Annotated in this window: 16 protein-coding genes and 2 tRNA genes; 8 read left to right on the plus strand and 10 right to left on the minus strand. The window is 41.5% G+C overall.

The genetic code is table 11. From position 1 onward, the window contains the following. Positions 1-110 precede the first annotated feature (110 nt). The 3 genes from EGN73_RS09395 to EGN73_RS09405 are packed head-to-tail and all read right to left on the minus strand — an operon-like array spanning position 111 to position 5,690. Entirely contained in the window at positions 111-3,350 is a 3,240-nt protein-coding gene (locus tag EGN73_RS09395; protein WP_219288701.1) for a S41 family peptidase, read from the minus strand. A gap of 31 nt (positions 3,351-3,381) precedes the next feature. Further along, positions 3,382-4,605 carry an Nramp family divalent metal transporter gene (locus EGN73_RS09400; protein ID WP_219288703.1) on the minus strand — a complete coding sequence of 408 codons (1,224 nt, stop codon included), beginning with the start codon at positions 4,603-4,605 and terminating at the stop codon, positions 3,382-3,384. Then, positions 4,602-5,690, minus strand: a complete 1,089-nt coding sequence (locus EGN73_RS09405) for a DUF2891 domain-containing protein (protein ID WP_219288705.1) — start codon at positions 5,688-5,690, stop codon at positions 4,602-4,604. Before EGN73_RS09405 ends, EGN73_RS09400 begins: the two co-directional genes overlap by 4 nt. Before the next feature lie 216 nt (positions 5,691-5,906). Here EGN73_RS09405 and EGN73_RS09410 point away from each other — a divergent pair, with 216 nt between their 5' ends. Both EGN73_RS09410 and EGN73_RS09415 read left to right on the plus strand, forming a co-directional pair. After that, complete coding sequence (locus EGN73_RS09410) at positions 5,907-7,127, plus strand: BaiN/RdsA family NAD(P)/FAD-dependent oxidoreductase (RefSeq protein WP_219288707.1); 1,221 nt, start codon at positions 5,907-5,909, stop codon at positions 7,125-7,127. A 1-nt stretch (position 7,128) separates the two neighbouring features. Next, positions 7,129-7,494, plus strand: a complete 366-nt coding sequence (locus tag EGN73_RS09415) for a hypothetical protein (RefSeq protein WP_219288709.1) — start codon at positions 7,129-7,131, stop codon at positions 7,492-7,494. Positions 7,495-7,499: 5 nt separating this feature from the next. Here EGN73_RS09415 and gap read toward each other — a convergent pair whose 3' ends face one another. After that, complete coding sequence (gene gap / locus EGN73_RS09420) at positions 7,500-8,492, minus strand: type I glyceraldehyde-3-phosphate dehydrogenase (RefSeq protein ID WP_219288711.1); 993 nt, start codon at positions 8,490-8,492, stop codon at positions 7,500-7,502. A 189-nt stretch (positions 8,493-8,681) separates the two neighbouring features. Between gap and EGN73_RS09425 the strand changes: the two genes are divergently transcribed. Then, positions 8,682-8,753: transfer RNA gene (locus tag EGN73_RS09425), tRNA-Glu, on the plus strand. A gap of 40 nt (positions 8,754-8,793) precedes the next feature. After that, a tRNA-Glu gene (locus EGN73_RS09430) sits at positions 8,794-8,865 on the plus strand. A gap of 131 nt (positions 8,866-8,996) precedes the next feature. On the opposite strand, the gene EGN73_RS09435 is transcribed toward EGN73_RS09430, so the two are convergent. Together EGN73_RS09435 and EGN73_RS09440 are read right to left on the minus strand one after the other, a co-directional pair. After that, positions 8,997-11,204 (minus strand): B12-binding domain-containing radical SAM protein, encoded by a 2,208-nt coding sequence (locus EGN73_RS09435; protein WP_219288713.1) that lies wholly within the window; start codon positions 11,202-11,204, stop codon positions 8,997-8,999. Between the two features lie 290 nt (positions 11,205-11,494). Then, the gene (locus EGN73_RS09440) at positions 11,495-14,035 is read right to left on the minus strand and encodes a M14 family zinc carboxypeptidase (RefSeq protein WP_219288715.1); all 2,541 of its coding nucleotides are present in this window, start codon (positions 14,033-14,035) and stop codon (positions 11,495-11,497) included. A gap of 153 nt (positions 14,036-14,188) precedes the next feature. On the opposite strand from EGN73_RS09440, the gene EGN73_RS09445 reads away from it, so the two are divergent. After that, positions 14,189-14,917 (plus strand): 3-keto-disaccharide hydrolase, encoded by a 729-nt coding sequence (locus EGN73_RS09445; protein ID WP_246611549.1) that lies wholly within the window; start codon positions 14,189-14,191, stop codon positions 14,915-14,917. Positions 14,918-15,042: 125 nt separating this feature from the next. On the opposite strand, the gene EGN73_RS09450 is transcribed toward EGN73_RS09445, so the two are convergent. Then, positions 15,043-16,500, minus strand: a complete 1,458-nt coding sequence (locus EGN73_RS09450) for an SLC13 family permease (protein ID WP_219288719.1) — start codon at positions 16,498-16,500, stop codon at positions 15,043-15,045. A 351-nt stretch (positions 16,501-16,851) separates the two neighbouring features. Between EGN73_RS09450 and EGN73_RS09455 the strand changes: the two genes are divergently transcribed. After that, entirely contained in the window at positions 16,852-17,199 is a 348-nt protein-coding gene (locus tag EGN73_RS09455) for a hypothetical protein (RefSeq protein WP_219288722.1), read from the plus strand. A 13-nt stretch (positions 17,200-17,212) separates the two neighbouring features. On the opposite strand, the gene EGN73_RS09460 is transcribed toward EGN73_RS09455, so the two are convergent. The 3 genes from EGN73_RS09460 to EGN73_RS09470 all read right to left on the minus strand — a co-directional run bounded on the left by EGN73_RS09460 (position 17,213) and on the right by EGN73_RS09470 (position 19,427). Next, positions 17,213-18,313, minus strand: a complete 1,101-nt coding sequence (locus tag EGN73_RS09460; RefSeq protein ID WP_219288725.1) for a DUF922 domain-containing protein — start codon at positions 18,311-18,313, stop codon at positions 17,213-17,215. Positions 18,314-18,376: 63 nt separating this feature from the next. Beyond that, complete coding sequence (locus EGN73_RS09465) at positions 18,377-18,850, minus strand: hypothetical protein (RefSeq protein ID WP_219288728.1); 474 nt, start codon at positions 18,848-18,850, stop codon at positions 18,377-18,379. A gap of 115 nt (positions 18,851-18,965) precedes the next feature. Beyond that, positions 18,966-19,427, minus strand: a complete 462-nt coding sequence (locus tag EGN73_RS09470; protein ID WP_219288731.1) for a cold-shock protein — start codon at positions 19,425-19,427, stop codon at positions 18,966-18,968. 287 nt (positions 19,428-19,714) lie between these two features. On the opposite strand from EGN73_RS09470, the gene EGN73_RS09475 reads away from it, so the two are divergent. Next, entirely contained in the window at positions 19,715-20,821 is a 1,107-nt protein-coding gene (locus EGN73_RS09475) for an XdhC family protein (RefSeq protein WP_219288734.1), read from the plus strand. After that, positions 20,811-21,410, plus strand: coding sequence for a nucleotidyltransferase family protein (locus EGN73_RS09480; protein WP_219288737.1), 600 nt, complete (start codon positions 20,811-20,813; stop codon positions 21,408-21,410). Before EGN73_RS09475 ends, EGN73_RS09480 begins: the two co-directional genes overlap by 11 nt. Position 21,411 lies beyond the last annotated feature (1 nt).

A 21,411-nucleotide genomic window follows, 5' to 3' on the forward strand; every position in this document is an offset into this window, starting at 1 on the left:
AGGCAAGAATTGAAAAAATAACAATGATTTATTGATTTTTTACCGCCTAAATAAATAATACGCCTGCTGGCATTAAGAAAGCCGGTCCATTGGGACCGGCTTTTATATCTTTAATTTTTTCTCTCAGGTCTAAAATACCGAATGGGTGCCTCTGGTTCTTTTTTTAGTTCCACCCCCTGAGTTTCCAATAATTTCAAAGCTTCTTTAACAGCCCTTTCCAACTGAGGATCAAGACCATCAATGACCAGTTTAGGCTCTTGCTCGACTTCAATGTCTGGTGCCACTCCTACACCTTCTACTGCCCATTTTCCCTCTACATCAAAGAAACCTCCTCTTGGTGCCACCATTCTACCCCCATCAATAAATGGGGGAGTGTCCCATGTTCCGACCAAGCCACCCCAAGTCTGGGTTCCAATCAAGGGGCCAATTTCCATTTTGCTGAATAAATAGGGGAGAAGATCACCTCCCGAACCTGCTCTTTCATTGATCAACATCACCTTGGGCCCCCAGATACCTGACATAGGTGTAGTAAATGGTCTGCGGTCACTTGCTCTTGAATTGAAATAACCATGAAGTTCTCTGGCCATGATGTCTACCATATAATCTGCAGCAGAACCACCGCCATTGTTTCTTTCGTCGATTACAGCACCTTTTTTGTCCTGTTGGGCAAAATAATACCTGTTGAAAGAAGTATAACCCGGCTGTCCAGTATTCGGAATATAGACATAGGCCAGTTTTCCCTCGGAAAGTTCATCTACTTTTCTTCTGTTTGATTCCACCCAATCAATCATTCTCAGGCTGTTTTCATTGGCTATTGGCTCTACAGTCACCAATCTTGACCCTTGGATATCTGCGCTGCTATTGACCCTGATTTTCAATTGCTTGCCAGCTGTATTTTCAAAATACCTGTAAAAATTCTCTCCTGCTTCCAACATCTGCCCGTTTACCTCAATTATGTAATCGCCTTCCTTGATATCCAACCCAGGTACAGCCAAAGGGGCATTAATAGAAGGGTTGTAGCTTTCTCCATTATAAATTTTGCTGATCCTATACCTGCCATTTTCTATTGTATAATCAGCTCCAAGCAGTCCAATATTGACTGTTTTGATATCCGGAAAATCACCTCCAGAAGTATAGCTGTGGCCAACTGCTACTTCCCCACCCAAAATATCTATCACGTAATTCATGTCCGTCCTATGCTTGACATGATCCACCCAAGGCCTATACCATTCATAAATTTCGTCCCAGGGCGCACCATGAACATTGTCCACGTATAAAAAGTCCCGCTGATATCTCCAGCCTTCTCTGTAAATCTGCTCCCATTCTTCTCTTGGGGTTACTTTCACTTTAAATCCATTTAAGGCTTTCAGTACTCCATCACCTGCATTTTTACTGCTACCGGATGTTTCTACAATTCCCCAATTTCCATTTGACTGGTACAAAAGGGATTTGCGATCTTCGGATATTGCAAGTTGGGATATTGTCTTCATGAAAGTCTCTGCCTTCCTTTCTTTAAAGTTGTATTTATGCAATGTCAAACCTTGTTCATTGGGTACATTTTCAGTATAAAAAATAAATCCTTCTGGGCCGGGATTTAGCCCTGTGTAATCCCTCGCAGGAATGTTTAAGGCAACTATCCTTTCAAAGAGTCCCTCTGCATCAACCTTAACAGTGACTTTGTCATTTTCCTTTTTATCCTCTTTTTTATCAGGATTTTCCGGTTCTTCATCACTTTCTGGCATAAGCGGTGATTTTCCATCTTTTTTCAAAACCACTGCATAAAGGCTTCTGGTGACAGGACGATCGTAAGAACTCATGTCAAGCCACCCGGTATTAAGTCCAAAATCTGTACTCGCCAAAAAATAAAGATACTCTCCTTTGGCATCCCAGACCGGAGTAATGGCATCAGCCATTCCGTCCGTCACCTGTATTTTTTGTTTGCTGTCTACATTGTAAAGGAAAATGGCTTTGAACTGATTGTCCAAAAGTCTGGAATAAGCGATCCACTTTCCGTCAGGAGACCACTCAGGATTGAGGGAACGATTGGGGTGGGCAAACCTGTCCGTGTCTACGATAGAAGCAGTTCCTGAGCTCACATTGACCAACCAAAGGTTGTAATCGGTATCGGTAAATGAAATATGGCTTCCATCAGATGACCAAGCTGGCTTAAAGTAAAAAGACTTGTTCGGTAATTTGATCTCTTTTGGGTTTTTGAGTCCTTCCTGCTCTCCTATCATCAACTGATACTCTCCGGAAGCATCAGAAAACCAGGCAATCTGTTGACCATCAGGAGACCAAACAGGTGCCCTTTCAGCCGACTTTGACGTGTTGGTCAGGTTCCTGGCATTTCCTTTCTCTTTTGGAACTGTGATAATTTCACCCCTGAATTCAAACAAAGCCCGCTGACCGGTGGGAGAGAGGGAGGCATTGCTCAGTCCTCTTCCATTTACATCTACCCACCTTTCTCTAGCCCAATGGAAATCTCCATTTACCTCAATTTCCAACTGCTTGGTTTCTCCTGAAATCGGATCCAAAAGGTGTAGGTATCCACCCTGCTCATACACGATTTCCTTTCCATTAGAAGCAAGATTTTTGACATCAAAATCAGCGTAGAAGGTTTCCTGCTTCAACTCTTCCATGTCCGGTTGGTAGGACCAGATGTTGCTGGCAAAGTCAAGTTCTGATAGGAAAAAAACCTTATCTCCATGCCATATAGGCTGGGTATGTCTCTCGTTATCAGACCTTGGAGTCATTTTAAGTGAGAAATCCTCCAAATCTACAATCCAGATGGGTTTGGCCTGTCCACCACGGTAATTTCTCCATTCCGGATCCCAAAATGCAATCTGTTGGTATGCGATTTTCTTGCCATCATCGGAAAGGCTACCGTTCACAGCTCTAGGAATAGGAAGTGCCTCTTCCATTCCGCCTTCAGCAGAGATTTTATAGAATCTTGATTCTTTGGTCGGTACATTTTCCCTTGCTGAGGTGAAAAGAATATGTTTCCCATCCGGTGTCCAACCAGTTACTAAATCTGCACCCGGATGCCAGGTCAATCTTTTAGGCTCACCTCCATCTACAGGCATCACATACACATCTGTATTGCCATCATATTGAGCTGTGAATGCGATCTGTTTGCCATCGGGAGAAAAATGAGGCAATTGCTCCAAGCCTTCATTGGTAGTAAGTCGAATGGCTTTTCCACCGTTTTTATCTACCCGCCATAAATCATTGGCATGGACAAAAACGATGTACTGTTCTGAAATAGTAGGCTCTCTCAAAAGCCGGGTTCCTTGCGCCATTGCCTCTTGGAACAGCAGACAAAAAACCACTAAGAAGGTGAATCTGATCATTTTAATTTTTCAGTAATAGTTGAACATGGGTTTATATCAAATTTAAAACTTTTGCTATGCTGATCACTCCCAGACAAAGGGTTATCAACCATACAAACAGTGCGAGTAAATTTAAAGGTAGTTTGTTTTGATGATTTTTCATTATCTCAGACTTATTGGCCAACCAAATGATATAAGCACTGAGCAATGGAAGCAATATCCCATTGGCTATCTGTGCTACATTGATCAACTGAACAGGTTTGATTCCAAAAGAGGAAAAAAGCAAACCAAGCCCCAAGATCCCACTGATGCTCCATTTCATCCATGAAGAAGAGAGATCGGTAGATTTACCGAACATGCCTGCCACGACCAAGGCCCCGGCCAATGGTGCTGTGATGGCTGAACTTATACCGGCTGCAAACAAACCAAAACCTATAAAATACTTGGACACACTTCCCAACAGAGGTTCCAGTCCCACTGCCAGTTCGACCGCTGAACTTACCTCTTTTACTCCGCTACCTGCAGCTGTAATAAGTATGGCTATAGAAACTGCCCCTCCTAGAATCACGGAAATTGCGGTATCTGCCCGTACATATTTAATGTCTTTTACCGATTGCCATTTTTTGGAAACCAAAGAAGAATGCAGAAAAAGGTTGTATGGGACCACAGTAGTCCCTATCAGGGCCACTATTTGAAGAACATTGACGGAAGAAACGCTTGGGTATAGTCCTGACCAAAGTTCAAAAAAAGCCGGGCGGACTATTGCCGCATTTACCAAAAAGGCAAGGCTCATCAATATGACGAGGAAGGTCAGTGCCTGAGTCAGTCTTTTGTAGGAGCCGGACATTAATAGTAACCAAGACGACAGGCCTATAAGTACATTGATCAGGTTGATCTGTAAGTATCCTAACTCTAGAGGTGGAAGGCTTTTAAATAGCTCTAACCCCATGGCTCCACCACTTATATTTCCTGCTTCATACGCGGCATTTCCAAGGACGATGGCCAGCAAAATCAAAGTCATGGAAAAGTATTTTTTCAATCCGGTTTTAAGTGTGACCGAGATAAGAGAAGCCAATCCTTCACCGGCAACCAATCCTATTCTGGAAGCCATTTCCTGCAAAACCAAAGTAGCCAGGATGGAAAGAATCAATGCCCATATTAGGTCATATCCAAAATTGACCCCGGCCAAGGTACAAACTGTTACTGTGCCCGGTCCAATAAATGCTGCTGCTACAAGTGGCCCTGGACCGATATATTTGGAAATGCTGATTTTCATTGGGCTTTCTGAAGGGCATATATGGCAAAACTGCCCAGCCAATGAGTTCCCTCATAATTGTCATCTACAATGGAAGGCAAGGAGTAAAGTACATGTTCATTCGCTATCCCGGTAAGATGTGCATATTGCTCCGGAAAATCTCCAATCAGGCCATATAACACCCAAGCACGGCTGAAGTTGAGCCCATCCAGATGTACAAGCTTTCCATCTGTCCTGTCACTTACTTCTCCAGGGGCGAGTAAAAAATCCTTTTCCTGTAATCCTGGCATAAAGTCATCCAGCCAAGTCAAAAACTCCGCCTTTGGCATGACTTTTCTCATGATGTCCAGCTCCTGAAAACATGGCGATAGAAAATCAAAACCACTGGGCTCCCATTCCAGAGGGCAGTTTTTATCATCTTCAAACCAATGATATGCCCTTTCTTTGATCAATTGTGCCAATGCTTCTCTTTGTGTTGTCTTGGCATAGTCATAAGCAAAAGAGAGCCCAAAAGCAATGTTCGAATGCTCTCCGACTCTGATGGGATAGATCAGTTTCGGTAAAAATTCCAGGTATTTTTTTACCATCAGATCGCTGAGTGGTCGCAGGTTTTGTTCCAGATTTTTCCCAAAAGGATCATCCCAAGTATGAAGTTCTTCAGCCAGTTTGAGCACCCAGGCCCATCCATAGGTCCTTTCAAAACTGCTATTTTGAGGCATGTGGAAGTACTCCACCTCTTTTTCAATATTTTCTTTGCTGATGTTTTCTTCTAACTTGTCCATGATCTCTTGCCTGTTTTGTAATTCAGGAAACTGCTTCAGCAAGCTAACCAGCATCCAGTGACCATGCACACTAGAATGCCAGTCAAAACAACCGTAGAATGCAGGGTGCAACTCTTTAGGACTTTTCAGGAAGGTTTCATTTTCAAGAGTCTGATTGAGTTTATTTGGGTATTCCACCTGCATGCAATGCAAGGGAAGAAGAGAGAGCCTGTTGGCTTCTTCCAGGGTCAGGGTAATGGGTTCAGGTAAGACCTGCTGGGCACCTGATTTTTTTGAATTAGCGAGGAAAAATAAAAATAAGGTTAAAGGAATTAGGTGTTTCATATGCTCAGAATTAAGTTTTTGAAGTTAAGGGATAAATCCACTTTTTAAAAATAGAAATCCTTACTTTTGAAGAAGCTCCTTGATTCTTTAAAGAAAGTACATTATTGGAAGATTTGAGCAAAAACACCTTGGTCAGACAATTGGGCCGAACCATAATGAGAGAAATCACACGTAACTTTATGGGCTCAATTTCCGGAAGAAAGAAAAAATAACAGCGTGGTTAAATTAAAAATTGGTGTAATCGGTGCCGGGGCAGCAGGGTATTTTTCAGCTATTCATGCCGCAAAAAATGGTGGAGAGGTGGTGATTTTGGAGAAAACCTCCAAAGTACTTTCCAAAGTCAAAATCTCCGGTGGTGGGAGATGCAATGTAACCCATGATGCTAGAGAAGTTTCCAAGCTTGTAAAAAACTTCCCCAGGGGAGAGAAGTTCCTCAAGAAAACATTCAGACATTTTGCTGTCAATGATACCATTGAATGGTTTGAAAAACGCAAGGTAAAGCTCAAAACTGAGCCTGATGGGCGGATGTTTCCGGTTTCCGACTCTTCACAGTCTATCATTGACGTGCTTGAAAAAGAAGCGGAAATGTCAGGGGTAATTGTCAATAGAAATTTCAATGTAGCAAGCATATTGAAGAATGCGGAATTCTTTGAAGTTAGTGACGGAAAAAGAAAACTAACTTTTGACCGCATCATTATTTGTAGCGGAGGTAGTCCCAAAGCCGAAGGCTTTAGCTTTATAGAAAAGGTCGGACATACTATTGTGCCTCCAATACCATCCCTTTTCACCTTCAATACACCTGAAGAACCCATAAGAAAGCTTATGGGCATTTCTCTTCCTCATGCGCATGTGAGGCTTGAAGGAACCAAATTGTCCTATGATGGACCATTATTGATTACCCATTGGGGGGTAAGTGGACCGGCTGTACTGAAGCTTTCGGCCTTCGGAGCCAAGTGGCTGCACGAAAAAGACTACATAGCCAATGCCCATATAAGGTGGGTGGCTTCCTTGAGTGAACAGGACATTGTGCAATACTTACAAGCTTTCAAAAATCAACATCCCAAAAAGAAAGTTGCGTCCAATCCGCTTTTGGAATTACCGGGAAGATTGTGGGAACACCTCGTTCAGGTGGCGGAAATCAATGAAAACCTACTTTGGCAAGACATTTCAAAAAAACATTTTAATAGATTTGTTCAAAATCTTTTTTGCTATATTGTCAACGTCAAAGGAAAGACTACTTTCAAAGAAGAGTTTGTAACGGCAGGTGGAGTGGAGCTTTCGGAGGTAGACCCGGAGACATTGGAGAGCAAAATTGTAAAAGGTTTGTTTTTTGCCGGAGAGGTTTTAAATATTGATGGAATTACAGGCGGTTTTAACTTTCAGGCAGCTTGGAGTACCGGATACCTCGCAGGTAGAAATGTAAACCGCCCTTATTAAGATGCAACAAATACCACCCGTAAGTTTCGAGAAAATAGAAGAAATGACTGAAGGCGATGCTGAATTTAAAGCAGAACTGATTTCGGCCATTTATTTTTCCCTTCAGGAATTGCGGGAAAAATACATAGAAGGAGCAGAAAACCAAGATCCTGTCGTCATCCAGGAAATTAGGCACAAAGTAAAGCCCTCTTTAGCGCTTTTTGATATGGTTGTCCTAAGTGAAGTAATTCACGACGGAAAGGAGATTATTGAACACCAAGGTTTTAACAAGGCCTTTTTAGAGCATTTTGATAAGTTTTTGGATGCGGTTCAAGATGCGATTGATTTTGTCCGCCCACATGTAGCAGACCTGGAAGACCAGGCCTGACTCGATTAAATCAGCCCGATCAAGTCTACCAATCTATTGGCATAACCTGCCTCATTGTCGTACCAACCTACTATTTTCACAAGATTTCCTTTAACTGAAGTAAGTCCGGAGTCAAAAATACAGGAATGCGGATTTCCGATGATGTCTATGGATACTATTGGTGATTCCTCATATTGCAAAATCCCATTCAACGCTCCCTCCGAAGCTTTTTTGAACACCTCATTAACTTCCTGCGCACTTGTTTCTCTTTCCAATTCTACAATCAAATCAGTCAATGAACCATCAGGAACTGGTACCCTCATGGCTGAAGCTTCTATTTTTCCTTGGAGATGGGGCAAAACGATTTCCATGGCCTTTGCGGCATGGGTAGTTGTTGGAATGATGGAATAAGCCGCCGCTCTAGCTCTCCTCAGGTCTCTGTGCGGAGCATCATGGAGGTTTTGGTCGTTGGTGTAGGAATGTACAGTGGATACAAAACCCTTAACTATACCAAAACTATCATCCAATAGCTTGACCATAGGTGCAAGACAATTGGTGGTACAAGATGCATTTGAAATGATATCAGCATCCTTATCGAGGATTTCATCATTGACACCCAGGACCACTGTCGGCACATCCGAATCTTTGGAAGGTGCGGTGATGATGACCTTTTTGGCTCCGGCTTCAAGGTGTCCCTTTGCCAGATTTTTTTCGGTAAACCTTCCTGTAGACTCCAGCACTATATCAATATCAAGCTCTTTCCAGGGAATTTTAACAGGATCTTTTTCCGCAAAGATTTTTATCTTTTTCCCTTTGACCTTCAGATCACCATCAACCACACTTACTTTGTGGGGATAGCGGCCATGTATGGAATCATAATTAAGCAAATGGGCCAAAGTCGCCGGATCGGTGAGGTCATTAACTGCTACCAACTCAAACCCCTCTTTTTCTAAAATCAGTTTGATGGCCAATCTGCCTATTCTACCACAGCCGTTGACAGCTACTCTTTTTTGCTTCATTTGTTTCTCCTGTTTTGGTGCTGTGAAAATAATAAAGTTGGTACGTAATGAAAAAAATATTTTTTTGTCCTAATTTTCAGAGTTTTGGAAATGTAAACCAAATATTTTTTGGTCAGGTTTTGCATTGTGAATTTAAGCCTCTATATTTGCATCACCTTACGAAAAAGGAGGTCCCCAATACCATAACATGGTCCGTTCGTCTAGGGGTTAGGACGCATCCCTTTCACGGATGAAACACGGGTTCGATTCCCGTACGGACTACTAGAAACACTGAAAAAGCTTCAGTGTTTTCTTTTTGAATGGTCGATTCGTCTAGGGGTTAGGACGCATCCCTTTCACGGATGAAACACGGGTTCGATTCCCGTATCGACTACGACAAATTGATGTTTTTCATCGTTCTGATTGCTTTTTAAGCCTCTAGGCCAATTGCATGAAGAATTTGTTTTATGGTTGTTAGTGGTTAAAGTGAGTGAAAACCCGGTCTTCTAGGCCGGGTTTTTCATTTTATACCAATACCAATCCTTCTTGTTTCAAGATTGCCCAGGTTTCGCTTTCCACAAACTCATCAAAAGCTCCCAATCCGGATTTTTCAAAAGAATCTCCAAAATGCTCCAAAGTCATTTCCTTCTTTCCGGCAACAGGCATACATGATGAAATGAGGTCCATCAAAGCTTCCGCAGCTTCTTTATCGGTAAAAATCACCCTTTCGGATTTCTTTCCTGTCAGCACGAGTTTCCAGTGTTCTTTTCGCTTCCCTTTTCTATGGGTAAAATAATTTTCCACCTCAGGCATGGCACCCAACCATACAGTCTTTGCATTTGGCTTTAACCCAGACAAGCTTTCATGCTGAATAGCTTTAAAAATGAAGTTTTTGGGGACAGTGGTTTTGGGAATTCTAAACTTAAACCATTCCTGCAAGGGAAAATCAAAACCCAATCCGTGCATATAATTGAAAAGTGCCTTTTTAAGACCGTCACTGAAAAGCTCATGTTCTGCACCTTCAGGGTCTTCATGGGCGAGGTCATTATCTGCAAACAAACCCTTTCCAGGCCCTGTTTTCACCACCCCGAAAGCTTCAGGACTAATTCCTATAGGCGCATGGGAGGTCATGGCAAAAAGATGCCAAAATCCGGACTGCAGGACATTGTTCATAAACAATTGTCTAACCATTTCAAGACTATCAACCGTTTCTTGAGCTGTCTGGGTAGGAAAACCATACATCAGATAGGCATGCACCATGATTCCCGAACTGGTAAAATTATCAGCCACACGGGCCACCTGCGCAACAGTAACTCCCTTTTGCATTTTAGCCAAAAGCCTGTCTGAAGCTACCTCCAATCCTCCTGATACCGCAATACAGCCAGAGGCTTTAAGCAATCTGCATAAATCCAGCGTGAAGCGTTCTTCGAATCGGATATTCGTCCACCAACTGATTTTCAGTTTTCTCTTGATGATTTCCAGTGCCAATTCCCGCATCAGGGCAGGCGGTGCGGCTTCATCTACAAAGTGAAATCCGGTTTCCCCCGTTTCCCGGATCAGCGTTTCTATACGGTCGCAGATCAAAGCTGCATTGAGCGGCTCATATTGACTGATGTAGGCCAGAGAAATATCGCAAAAAGAGCATTTTTTCCAATAGCAGCCATGCGCCATAGTAAGTTTGTTCCACCTGCCATCAGACCAAAGCCTGTGCATTGGGTTGGCCATTTCCAACACAGACAAGTAGTCTTTCAGTGGCAAACCTGCATAATCCGGAGTGCCTGTTTGGCTAAATGGAATGTCTGGCTCTTTGGCACCATTCATATAGGTCACTTTACCGTCTGAAAGGGTAAATGTCCTTTTCAGCTGATCCAATGGCCTGCTTCCATTCAGGTATTCAATAAGGCACTTTAGTGGGCGCTCCCCATCATCCAACGTGATGAAATCTATGTAGTTGAAAACCCTGGTATCTCCCAATGAGCGCAGTTCTGTATTCGGGTATCCACCTCCCATGACAATTTTGAGATGGGGATACTTTGTTTTAAGGTACTTTCCTGCCCTGAATCCCGCATAAAGATTGCCTGGAAAGGGTACGGAAAGGCAGACCATATTTAGCCCTGGATTATCTTTGATAAGTGTATCCAAAGCCTCCAGCATAAATTCATCTGTAAAACTGGGGGCTGACTGCAGGGCTTCTTCCAAAGGATCGAAATGTACTGCTGATCTTCCGAGACGCTCTGCATACCTGCTAAAGCCAAAATTCGGGTCCAGACACTCCTGAATCAAATCCCCCAAATCCTCCAAAAACAATGTAGCCAAATGCCTGGCTTTGTCTTGCAGTCCCATGGTACCAAAGGCCCATTCCATGTCTTCCAATTGACCAAAACGGGAAGCTTCAGGCAAAAAACCTTCATCACAGATGTTGTACGCCAAGGTGGGATTCTTGAATTGTAAAAAGGAGATAACAGGATCTATGGCAGACAAATAGTCTTCCTGAAGCTTAATCATTCTTTTCGCATTCTTGGAAAAAGCTTTAGAATCTTTCTCACTTATAGCTTGGAATACACGCTGTAACCCAGTCTTGGAAAAAATTTTTAGTATTACTGATATTCCCAAATCTGCTTGAGCTGCATCTATTTGAATTGTATTCAAAAACCCTTTGATGTACGCTGTGGCAGGGTAGGGGGTATTGAGTTGGGTAAATGGTGGGGTAAGAAGTAAAACAGTATTTGGCACAGTATGTAATTTTGTCTCAAAGTTCTGGAATTTTGGGGACTATACCATATAAAATGAAAAAGTGCTGCTCATGGAGACAAGCAGCACTTTTTTGTTCGTAGGTTGAAAATCTGAAATTCTCTTCACGATTATACGCTTCTTTACCAGTAGCATCAATTTCTGATAAAAATGGGAGTTCCAAAACAATATCTACAAGTATCTAATATCTATAAATATCGATTTGAACTGAAAATCAAAGCTAAATATCATTACTGGCAAAGTTCCGTATATACATAAAATTCTTTATCTACCTACATTTTATCTCCAAAGAAAATGGCATTCAAAAACAGCTTGTTGGTGCCAAACCAAGTTCCACGGAAATTAGGATTATCAATAAAGTGGATGACCCTTCCTGATCCTACAGGACTGACCAACACACTGGCACTTTGCTTGATTTTCTCCAAATTAGGTTTGGAAATATAACCACCCAATAGTGGGTCTTCAGCATACCTTACAGGAGTCTGATATTTATCCTTGGAAGGCTTGAAGAAAATGGTGGAGTTTCTGTAAACAGGTATTTCACCATTTCTATATCCAAATCCCAAAGGATGGGTAATGTCCAGTTTCGCTTGATAGATACTTCCACCGATTGCCTGCGCTCCTTCGAAATCCCGTCTTTCGCCAAATGGTACAAAAGAAGGACCCTCGCTTTCTTCTGTTTTCAAATATTCTTCACGGGTAATCTCGGCAGCTTGGAGCCATTGGCTGGCCATGCGAAGTGATATGATGGTACCGCCACGGTTCAACCAGTCTTTGATATGGGCGATCTGAGCGGAAGAAAGCGCAGAATAATTACCAGAAGGTAAAATCAGGGTATTGTAATCATATAGATTTATCCTTCCAAATAAGCTGATATCCACTTTGCTGATCGGCATACCTACTTTGGTATCCAACAGGTGCCATATTTCTCCAGCCTCATACTGAGAAGTACCCTGACCAATCAGCATGATCACTTTTGGGTTTCTTACCGCACCCACATTATTGCTGCCAAGATCAATCCCGCTGACAGAAAACCCGGTGCCTGTTCCAAATACATGAACCCCTGCTTCTTCGGCAGCATTTTGGATCTTTTCACGCAACTCTTCTGGAGACATTGTCTGAAATCCTGTTGGAATGATCATAGTTCCTGCGGTAAATTCCCTTTCACCTGATTCAGTCTTGGAAGTAAACGTCTTTGCGGGAGTCTCCACATGTACTCCGGATTGTTGAAGCAGATGCAGAAACTTAGGGGCAAAATAATCAGACCAATCACTGAGATAAGCCACATATTTCCCTGATACCGGAAAATGAAGGGATTGCTCTGGAAGCTCAGTCAGTTCCTTGCCAAGGTTGGCAGAACTTTGTCCTTCATAGGGAATGCCATAAGCCAAAGCCATGGTCCAAGCTGATGCATCATAAAAAACAGAATCCGCAAATTCAGTGACTTTTTCAAACATGCTTCTCACCATCCGGTATTGAGGTTGAGATGTTGGCACAATGTAGGACTTCCCTTTTTCAAATCGTTTCCCATTAACATTTATATCCCTTTCATTTTCAAATACTTTAATCCTATGATCAAGAAGTAGCTTTAAAAATAATCTATTTTTCGATTCATCATGGGTATCTCCAAAAACATAGGACTTGATACTGCTACTGTTGGCTTCAGAAATGGCGGTCTGAAAAAATTCGCGTAGGTATCTGTGCATGTATTCTCTTTCCCTGATGCCTGCTTCCATCGTCGCTATGGATGTTTTCAGCTGATTTCGGATGGTAAATTCAAAAGTGATGTCACCTCTTTGAGAAGCCTGAATATGGCCTCGGGAAGAACCTTGCTCGAATACCAGCCCCAATCCACCCTGGATGTCAGGATAGGTAGATCCATAGCCTGGATAACTGTTGTCAAAAACTTCTTTGGTCCAATACAAAGACCCTATATCATCCAAAGCTTTGGCAAAGTACGCAGCAAACTTGCTATTGATTTCCTCATAATTTTTTCGGGGAACAACCGGGTTTTCTGAACTGAAAGCTTTGGTAGGCTCAAAGAAATAAGTGCTGTTGGTCCCCATTTCATGAAAATCACCAACTACATTGGGATACCAACTGTGGTACCAATCAATCTTGGTCTGAAGCTCTACATGGGCAAGTGGCAACCAGTCTCTGTTCAGGTCAAACCAATAATGATTTACCCTTCCTGATGGCCAGATTTCATTGTGCTCACGGTCAAGTGGGTCCGAAACCGGAGGAAAACCACGGTGCATATTGGCCCAATTGCTGTGACGGTCTCTTCCGTCCGGGTTGATGGCAGGATCTATCATGACCACTGCATTTTCCCTGATTTCTGCTGCCAGCTCAGACTTTGAAGCCAGCAACCAATATGCCGTAAGAATAGAAGCCTCTCCACCCGATGGTTCATTTCCATGGACACTATAGGCCAAATTGACTATAGCAGGCATGAGAGAAACATCCGGCATATCCACTTTCGGATCAGTGAGCTTTAGGTGATTGACTCGGATGCTTTCAAGGTTTTGTATATGCTCAGCTTTGCTGATCACCAAAACCACCAATGGCCTCATTTGGTAAGTGTATCCAATGGTCTTTAACTCTGCATTGGGAGAGACTTCCGCCAGTTTTTCAAAATATGCCACCAATCGGTCATAGCGGGTATGCCACTCACCGATTTCATAACCCAAAAAATCCTTAGGACTGGGAATAATAGCATCAAAGGTCTCATCCTGGAAATAATACTCATTTTGGGCATAGGAAAAACCAAGCATCCAAAATGCTGCTAATAGACTGAGTAATTGTTTTTTCATAAGCATGTAATTTTCTTAAATCTAAGAGGAAAAGGAGTAGAGGAAAATCAAAAATCCATTAACGGCTTTTGAAAACCTTGGAATTGACTTAATTTGGAAGCAAAATAACCAATTAGACCTATGTTGAAAACATTTAAACACGTATTGCCAGGTATGGCCATGCTCTTTGCATTTCCTGCCTTTTCCCAACAAAAAGACATCAAACTTCCACCTGAAGCCACTGAGTTTTGGGAACCTGTAGTAAGGCAAATTACTCCGGGGGAAGAAAACCACAAGGCACCATCTGATGCCATAGTCATTTTTGACGGAACAAGCCTCGACGGATTCGTCTCTGCTAGTGACGGCAGCAGCCCGGCAGGATGGAAACTTGAGAATGGCGTCATGACTGTGACACCGAGGACCGGAGATATACAGACTAAAGAGAAATTCGGAGACATGCAACTCCATATTGAATGGTCTGCACCTACTGAGATCAAAGGAGAAGGTCAGGGTAGGGGTAATTCTGGAATTTTTCTGATGTCACATTACGAAGTACAGGTATTGGATTCTTATGAAAGCAGGACTTACAGCAATGGACAGGCTGCCAGTATCTACAAGCAAACTCCTCCTTTGGTCAATGCCATGAAAAAACCAGGAGAATGGAATACCTATGACATTTATTTTACTGCACCAAGATTCAATGCTGACGGCATGGTAGTCGCGCCTGCAAGAGTTACCGTGGTTCACAATGGGGTTTTGGTTCAAAACAACGTAGAAATAAAAGGGCCAACTGAATACATTGGAATACCTAACTACAAAGCGCATGAGGATGAATTACCCATCAAACTCCAGGATCACGGAGATTTGGTGAAGTTCAGAAACATCTGGGTAAGAAAGCTGTAGGGAAATTGAGAGAGATTTACGAAAGACCATTTACGAGGTCTTTTTGTGATTAGTTCAGAAAAGAGATTCTTGAGTAGTCATTTAGAAAAACACCAGCTTTGCCCAAAAACAAAGCTGGTGTTTTTTTATCGGAAAGGGTAAATACTTAAATCTATTCCCCAAACCAAAGGAAGAAGCCAGTATGTGAAAATGGTGATGATGAAAATAGAGAAAATATTCATCCAAAATCCTGCTTTAAACATATCCGGAATGCTTAAAAAACCTGAACCAAAGACCACGGCATTGGGAGGTGTGGCCACAGGAAGCATAAAAGCACAGGAAGCTGCCATGGTAGCACCAACCATCAATCCAAATGGGTGGACTCCCATAGAAAAAGATACTGCTGCCAAAATGGGCAATATCATAGAAGCAGTAGCGACATTGGAAGTGATTTCGGTAAGGAAATTGACTGCTGCAATGATAATAAGCAAAAACAAAATAAATGCGATAAAATCCAGGAAAACAAATTGATTGCCGATCCACACCGCCAGTCCTGTAACCTTAAATCCTTCGGCCAAAGCCAGCCCACCACCAAATAATATAAGAATGCCCCATGGAATCTTTTCGGCAGTTTTCCAGTCTAATAACTTAGTTGATTTTTGGGAGGAGGGAAGTACAAAAAGTAACAATACTCCAGCTATTGCAATAATCGTATCATCCAAGGCAGGAATATACTTTTGCAAGAGAAAGGAACGGACAATCCAACAAAAACTGACAAAGCCGAAAACAATGGAAACACGGATTTCTTCCACAGTCATTGGCCCCAATTCTCGTAATTGGCGTAAGATTTCTTTTTTACCGCTATCCAGGGCAGGGGGGAGATTAAATTTAAAGGCGAATTTCACCAGATATATCCAGCAAATTGCCAAGAGTATCAGGGAAATAGGTAAGCCAAAAGACATCCACTGAGCAAAACTTATGTCATATCCATACATTTCTTTGATCACCCCAGCAAGAATGATATTGGTAGGGGTACCGATGAGAGTAGCCACACCACCAATGGAAGCGGAATAGGCAATGCCGAGCATTAGGGCTTTGCCCAAAGTATTGTTTTTCTCCGGTGATTTGTCCAATTGAGCTACAACAGCTATGGCTATCGGAAGCATCATCAATGAAGTGGCTGTATTGGAAATCCACATAGATAACAGCGCTGTGGCCAGCATAAAGCCTAAAATGATCTTGTGAATATCTGTTCCTATCCATAGGATAATGTTCAAAGCAATCCTTTTGTGCAGGTTCCATTTTTCTACAGCCATGGCAATCATAAATCCACCCATATAGAGTAAAACCATGGGATGCGAATAGGAAGAAGCCGTATTGCTGATAGGAAGTGCACCTAAAACAGGTAACAAGACCAAAGGAAGCAAAGAAGTAGCAGCAATGGGAATGGCTTCCGTGATCCACCATACTGCAATCCAAGCAGTGACCGCCAACATGGACAAGGCTTCATCTGACATTCCTTCAGGACGCAAAAAAAAGAGAATAAGGATAAAAAGGATTGGGCCTAGAAATAGTCCGACCTTAGCTGAAGTAGATTGGGACATAAATTGTATTTACAACTCTAAGCTTGTCAAAAAAAAATTAAAATTCAAGAGATAACTGGTAGAGGGTAGATGTTATTAGAAGGTGAGTTTTAGATTATTTGAATGGAAGTGTTCTATTCTATTTAACATAATGTAAATTATATAACATTTATTTAATTGATGTTGAACACTTGATATACCTATAGCGACTTTATCAGAACCTGATTTACTTTAGGTATTATCAATTTCTATACTACGAAGTATGACTAGCACCTTATATGTATCTAAGCTGGAATCACAGTAGTAATCAAAACAAACCTTCCCACCAAAACATACGTTCATAAATGAATCCATTCATAAACCTACACCGCTATGTTAAAGTCCAGTCTATTGATTTTCGTAATTCTCTTATTTTGCAGCTGTTCTGCAACAAATACCATCACCAAGCTGGAGCATCAAGATGAAAGCATGGAAATTTTTATGGCAAAGGTTCCCGACAAAAATTTTGAGGAAATTGGCTTTATTGAAGTCCGAGGTGGCTTACCTATGGGAACCAACACGCTTATGAATACTTTGGTAAAAAGAGCCAAAAATGACGGTGCCAACGGCCTGATCAATGTCCGAATGGATTCCAGAGGAAATATGCTTCATGTTTCAGGTATTGCTGTAAAGTTTGAACAGGCAGGTTTGTCTGAAAAAATTGACTTATCAGGTAATTAAAATTTGCCCTCAATCATAAACTTTCCCCTTTCAAAACCATCTCTAATTCCGACCAGTCTCCTTTCAGAGCACTGTCTAGCATCCGATTCCACTTTTCCTGTATATCCGGCTTCAATCCATGATTGGTCTGACCATCATACAGTTCCTGAAGCTTATTCATTTCTCTGTAAGCATCAAAATACGCATCATTGACCAGGGCTTCATAATTTTCAGGATTAACGTCTAAAGAATTTAGGGAATGTTTTAACCTGTCCGCCACCACCCTTACCACATCAAAATGCCTCTGCTCGTGGTTGAGTGAGTAGTCGTTTTTATTCTTCACCCAAGACTGTCCTGGAAGCATATATACCTTGATAAACAGCGGCATGACAATAGAACCATCTTCCACAAAAGGCTTTCCTTCCATGGCCAAACTGGTAAAAATCACTGCATTATACCGGCTTCCTGTCCTAGGTCTGTCCGTGAAATCCTTCCAAGTAAGCGCCCTATCAAAATCATAAAACACCGTATCTCTCCCACTCCTGTTTTTTCCGTCTTCAACTATAAGTTTAACTGATTTTGCCAATGATCTGTTGGAAAAGGCCTGCGAATCTATCCATTCGTTAAAATACTCCAAAGCTTTGCCCAGTGCCTGTTGGGTGACTTGTTGGACCAGGTCAGTACGGTGGATAGACCTTCTGTAAGACATTCCCCCTTCAAAATCCAAGAGATGCACAGGTTCGAAACTTCCCTTTACATAAAAACTAAACTTCAGCTTAAGCTCTCCAGCAGCGGTGTTTTGTGCATTTTTATTTTCCGATAGTTCAAATGTCTCAATGCTTATCAGAATCTGCTGATTCTTTCCTGACTGGGGCCGGATTGAATTTGTAAAATACTTTTTGAGTTCCGCGTTGATATCATTACCCAATAAAACATTGGATTTTTGAGCAGCAGTGGTATAAATCTGCCCCAGGGCCTCCCCTTTTTTCCTATTATCCCTAACTTCTACTATTTCAAAAATGGCATCATGGATAGGATCTTCTGTTGCTGAAAGCTGGAAAACCACCTGTTGGGAAATGGCATCCCCAATGAGTAATAGCTGAATAACAATAAACGAACAAAGGATTTTGTACATGATATTCAAACAGCATCAAAAGTGCCAAGGTTTCTGGAAACCAGAATAATATCTTAAAGTTTCTTAACCTAATTCTTCCAACATGATGCTGTAATCATACTGAAGGTCTTCATGCAATCCCGCAATTAGCTTTTCAGCTTTTCCCAACTGTACATTGTAAAGGTTTTCGATCACCGGATGATGGTATGAGAGAACTCCATAGGCTTTCATCTGTTTACAAAAATGCAGAATCAGCTCAATATGGGCTGTTTTGTCTTTACTCAACTTGAGGTTTTTATTCAGCATTCTTCTAATGGCCTGCACCCCTTTCTTTGCTACATAGTAATTGGACAAATTGGCTTTCATAAATGCCAAGTCCAGTTCTTCTTTGGCCTGATCTATAAAAATACGCGGGTTATCTTTTTCAAACAGCTTGAAGTAAAGATATGCTTTGTTGTCTCTACTGAATTTGGCCAGATCCAGAACCAGATTTGTCAGTTCTTTTTCATTTAAAAGATTGAGTTCTCTTTTCAACGCTGCAAGACTGGGTATTTCCATCTTTCTAATTAAGGTTATGCTTATTGGCTAAAAATAATGGGTAAAAAACAAAAAACCTTTGAATCGCTTCAAAAGAAGCAATACAAAGGCTTACAGATCATGCTGCTGGAATAAATTAAGGAGCAAGCTTTACTTCAGTAGCACTTAGGCCTTTAGGAGTTTTTTCCGTTTCATAATTGACGACATCACCTTCTTTAATTTCATCCAGGCATTTGTTGATGTGTACAAAAATACTTTCACCACTCTGACTGTCTTTAATAAAGCCGTAACCTTTAGATTCGTTGAAAAAAGTGACTCTACCCTTTTTCTTTTCATCCGGAGCATCACTCATTTCAGAATCTTTTGGCACAGTAATCTGAATGCTGTCAGGATCTACTTCTGTTTTTTTCTTTGCAGGATCAGGTGGTGTTGAGGTGATGTTTCCAAACTCATCCACATAAGCGATCATGTCTTCAAAATCAGTTGACTTATCGTTGCCGGACTTTCTGGCTTCTTTCTTGTCTAACTTCTCCTGTTTTTTCTTTTGTCTCTGTTTTTCCTTTTCTTTTTTATTAAAGGTCTCTCTTGATTTTGCCATATCTACAAAATACCGAGAAATTTTGTGAAAATCCTATTTTTAGGCACTAAGTATTGCCATTTCGCATTATTCATTTTTAATCTAAAAAAGAAGTTTTCACAACAATCAGATTTTCAACAGCATTCATATTATTACATTTCTCTATAGGTTTCCGACAGTTTCAGGGATTTGAACACATCAAACCGCTTTCACCTGCAAAATCATGCAAAAATACCTCCATTTATCAAATCAATTGCTTTCAATTCATGTTTTTAACTTAGTTTGGAATATTCAAAATCACCGCATTGATGAAAGAAATTTCTCAGATAATAGCTACTTATCAAAGATATAAAGAGCAGCAAAAAAAGATTGCTTTGGCCACTGTAGTAAAAGTAGATGGCTCCGCCTATAGGAGGCCAGGAGCCAGAATGTTAGTATCGGAAGATGGTGAGCTTACCGGTGCAATCTCCGGGGGCTGCCTGGAAGGTGATGCCCTAAGAAAGGCACAATCTGTCATTTTTCAGCAAAAATCGATGATAGTTACCTACGACACTACCGATGAAGATGACCAGAAATTTGGAATCGGACTGGGTTGCAATGGCATCATTCAGGTCTTGATAGAACCGATTGATTATTTGGATGAATACAATCCCGTGGAATTATTGAAAACAGCCTCCAAGGACAGGAAGCATAAAATCCTGGTTACGGTCTTTTCATTGCTTCAAAGCAGGGCCGAACAAATAGGGACCAAGCTGCTTTTTAGTGGTGGAAATTACATTGGCAACAAAAACAATATACCTCAAAATATATTAAATCAAATTTTAAAAAATTCATCTTATATTTCTGATATTCAATACAATAAAATCTTTGAATATGAGGAACACTTTTTATTTTTAGAATCCATAAAGCCCCCTTTAAGGTTGCTATTATTCGGGGCTGGAAACGATACGGTTCCTTTGGCCAAGATGGCATCTCTGTTGGGTTGGGAACTGAACCTCTATGATGGTAGAAGTAGCCATGCGACCAAGGAAAGATTCCCTTCAGCCAATAAAATATCAGTGGGATCAGCAGCTGAAATCTGCCATGAAATCCCCTATGATGAAAACACGGTAGCCTTACTAATGACCCACAATTTCGAATATGAAATAGAAGTATTAAAGCATATTAAAGGTCTAAATCTGCCCTATATTGGTATTCTAGGTCCAAAAAAGAAAAAGCTCAAAATGATTGAAAGGCTGGAGTCGGAAGGAATCAAGATACAGGACGACAATATTTACGGACCTTCAGGGCTGGATTTAGGAGCAGAAGGTTCGGAAGAAATAGCTCTTTCTATCTTGTCTGAGGTAAAAGCTGTATTAAGTAGGAAAAACGCCGGGTTTTTAAGAGATAAACAAGGTCCAATTCATGATGCTTAGCCTCTTAAAACCGACAGGAATCATCATCATGGCCGCAGGAGCATCCAGTCGATTGGGAAGGGCCAAACAACTGGAAATAGTCAAAGGAAAGATGCTGCTTCAGCATATTCTTGACGAAGTCAACAAGTTGGAAAATGTATCAGCTGTCTTGATCTTGGGTGCAAACGGGGAAACTATCAAAAACAATGTAGATGCAGCTGGAATTCCTTATTTGATTCATCAAGCCTGGAAAGAAGGCATGTCATCCTCTATGCAGGCAGGATTGAGGTATTTATTATCCAATGAGCCAAATTTAAATCAGGTTATCCTTTTGGTTTGTGACCAGCCTTTTGTAAATGCCGATCTTCTCACACAGCTCATTGAGCAAAAGGCAGCAAGTGAAAAGGGTATCATTTGCTGTGCCTATGCCGATACCATAGGTGTTCCTGTTTTATTTGATCAGCAATACTTTGATGCTTTACTGGCTCTAAAGTCCAAGGAAGGTGCCAAAAAGCTTATCTTCCAGAACATGGGGGACGTTTTCACTGTAGCATTTCCCAAAGGTGAAATCGATATAGACACAGAAGCAGATCTTGAAGGCCTTTCCTGAT

Source organism: Arthrospiribacter ruber (genome assembly GCF_019343195.1).
In the GTDB taxonomy this organism is placed as follows: domain Bacteria; phylum Bacteroidota; class Bacteroidia; order Cytophagales; family Cyclobacteriaceae; genus Arthrospiribacter; species Arthrospiribacter ruber.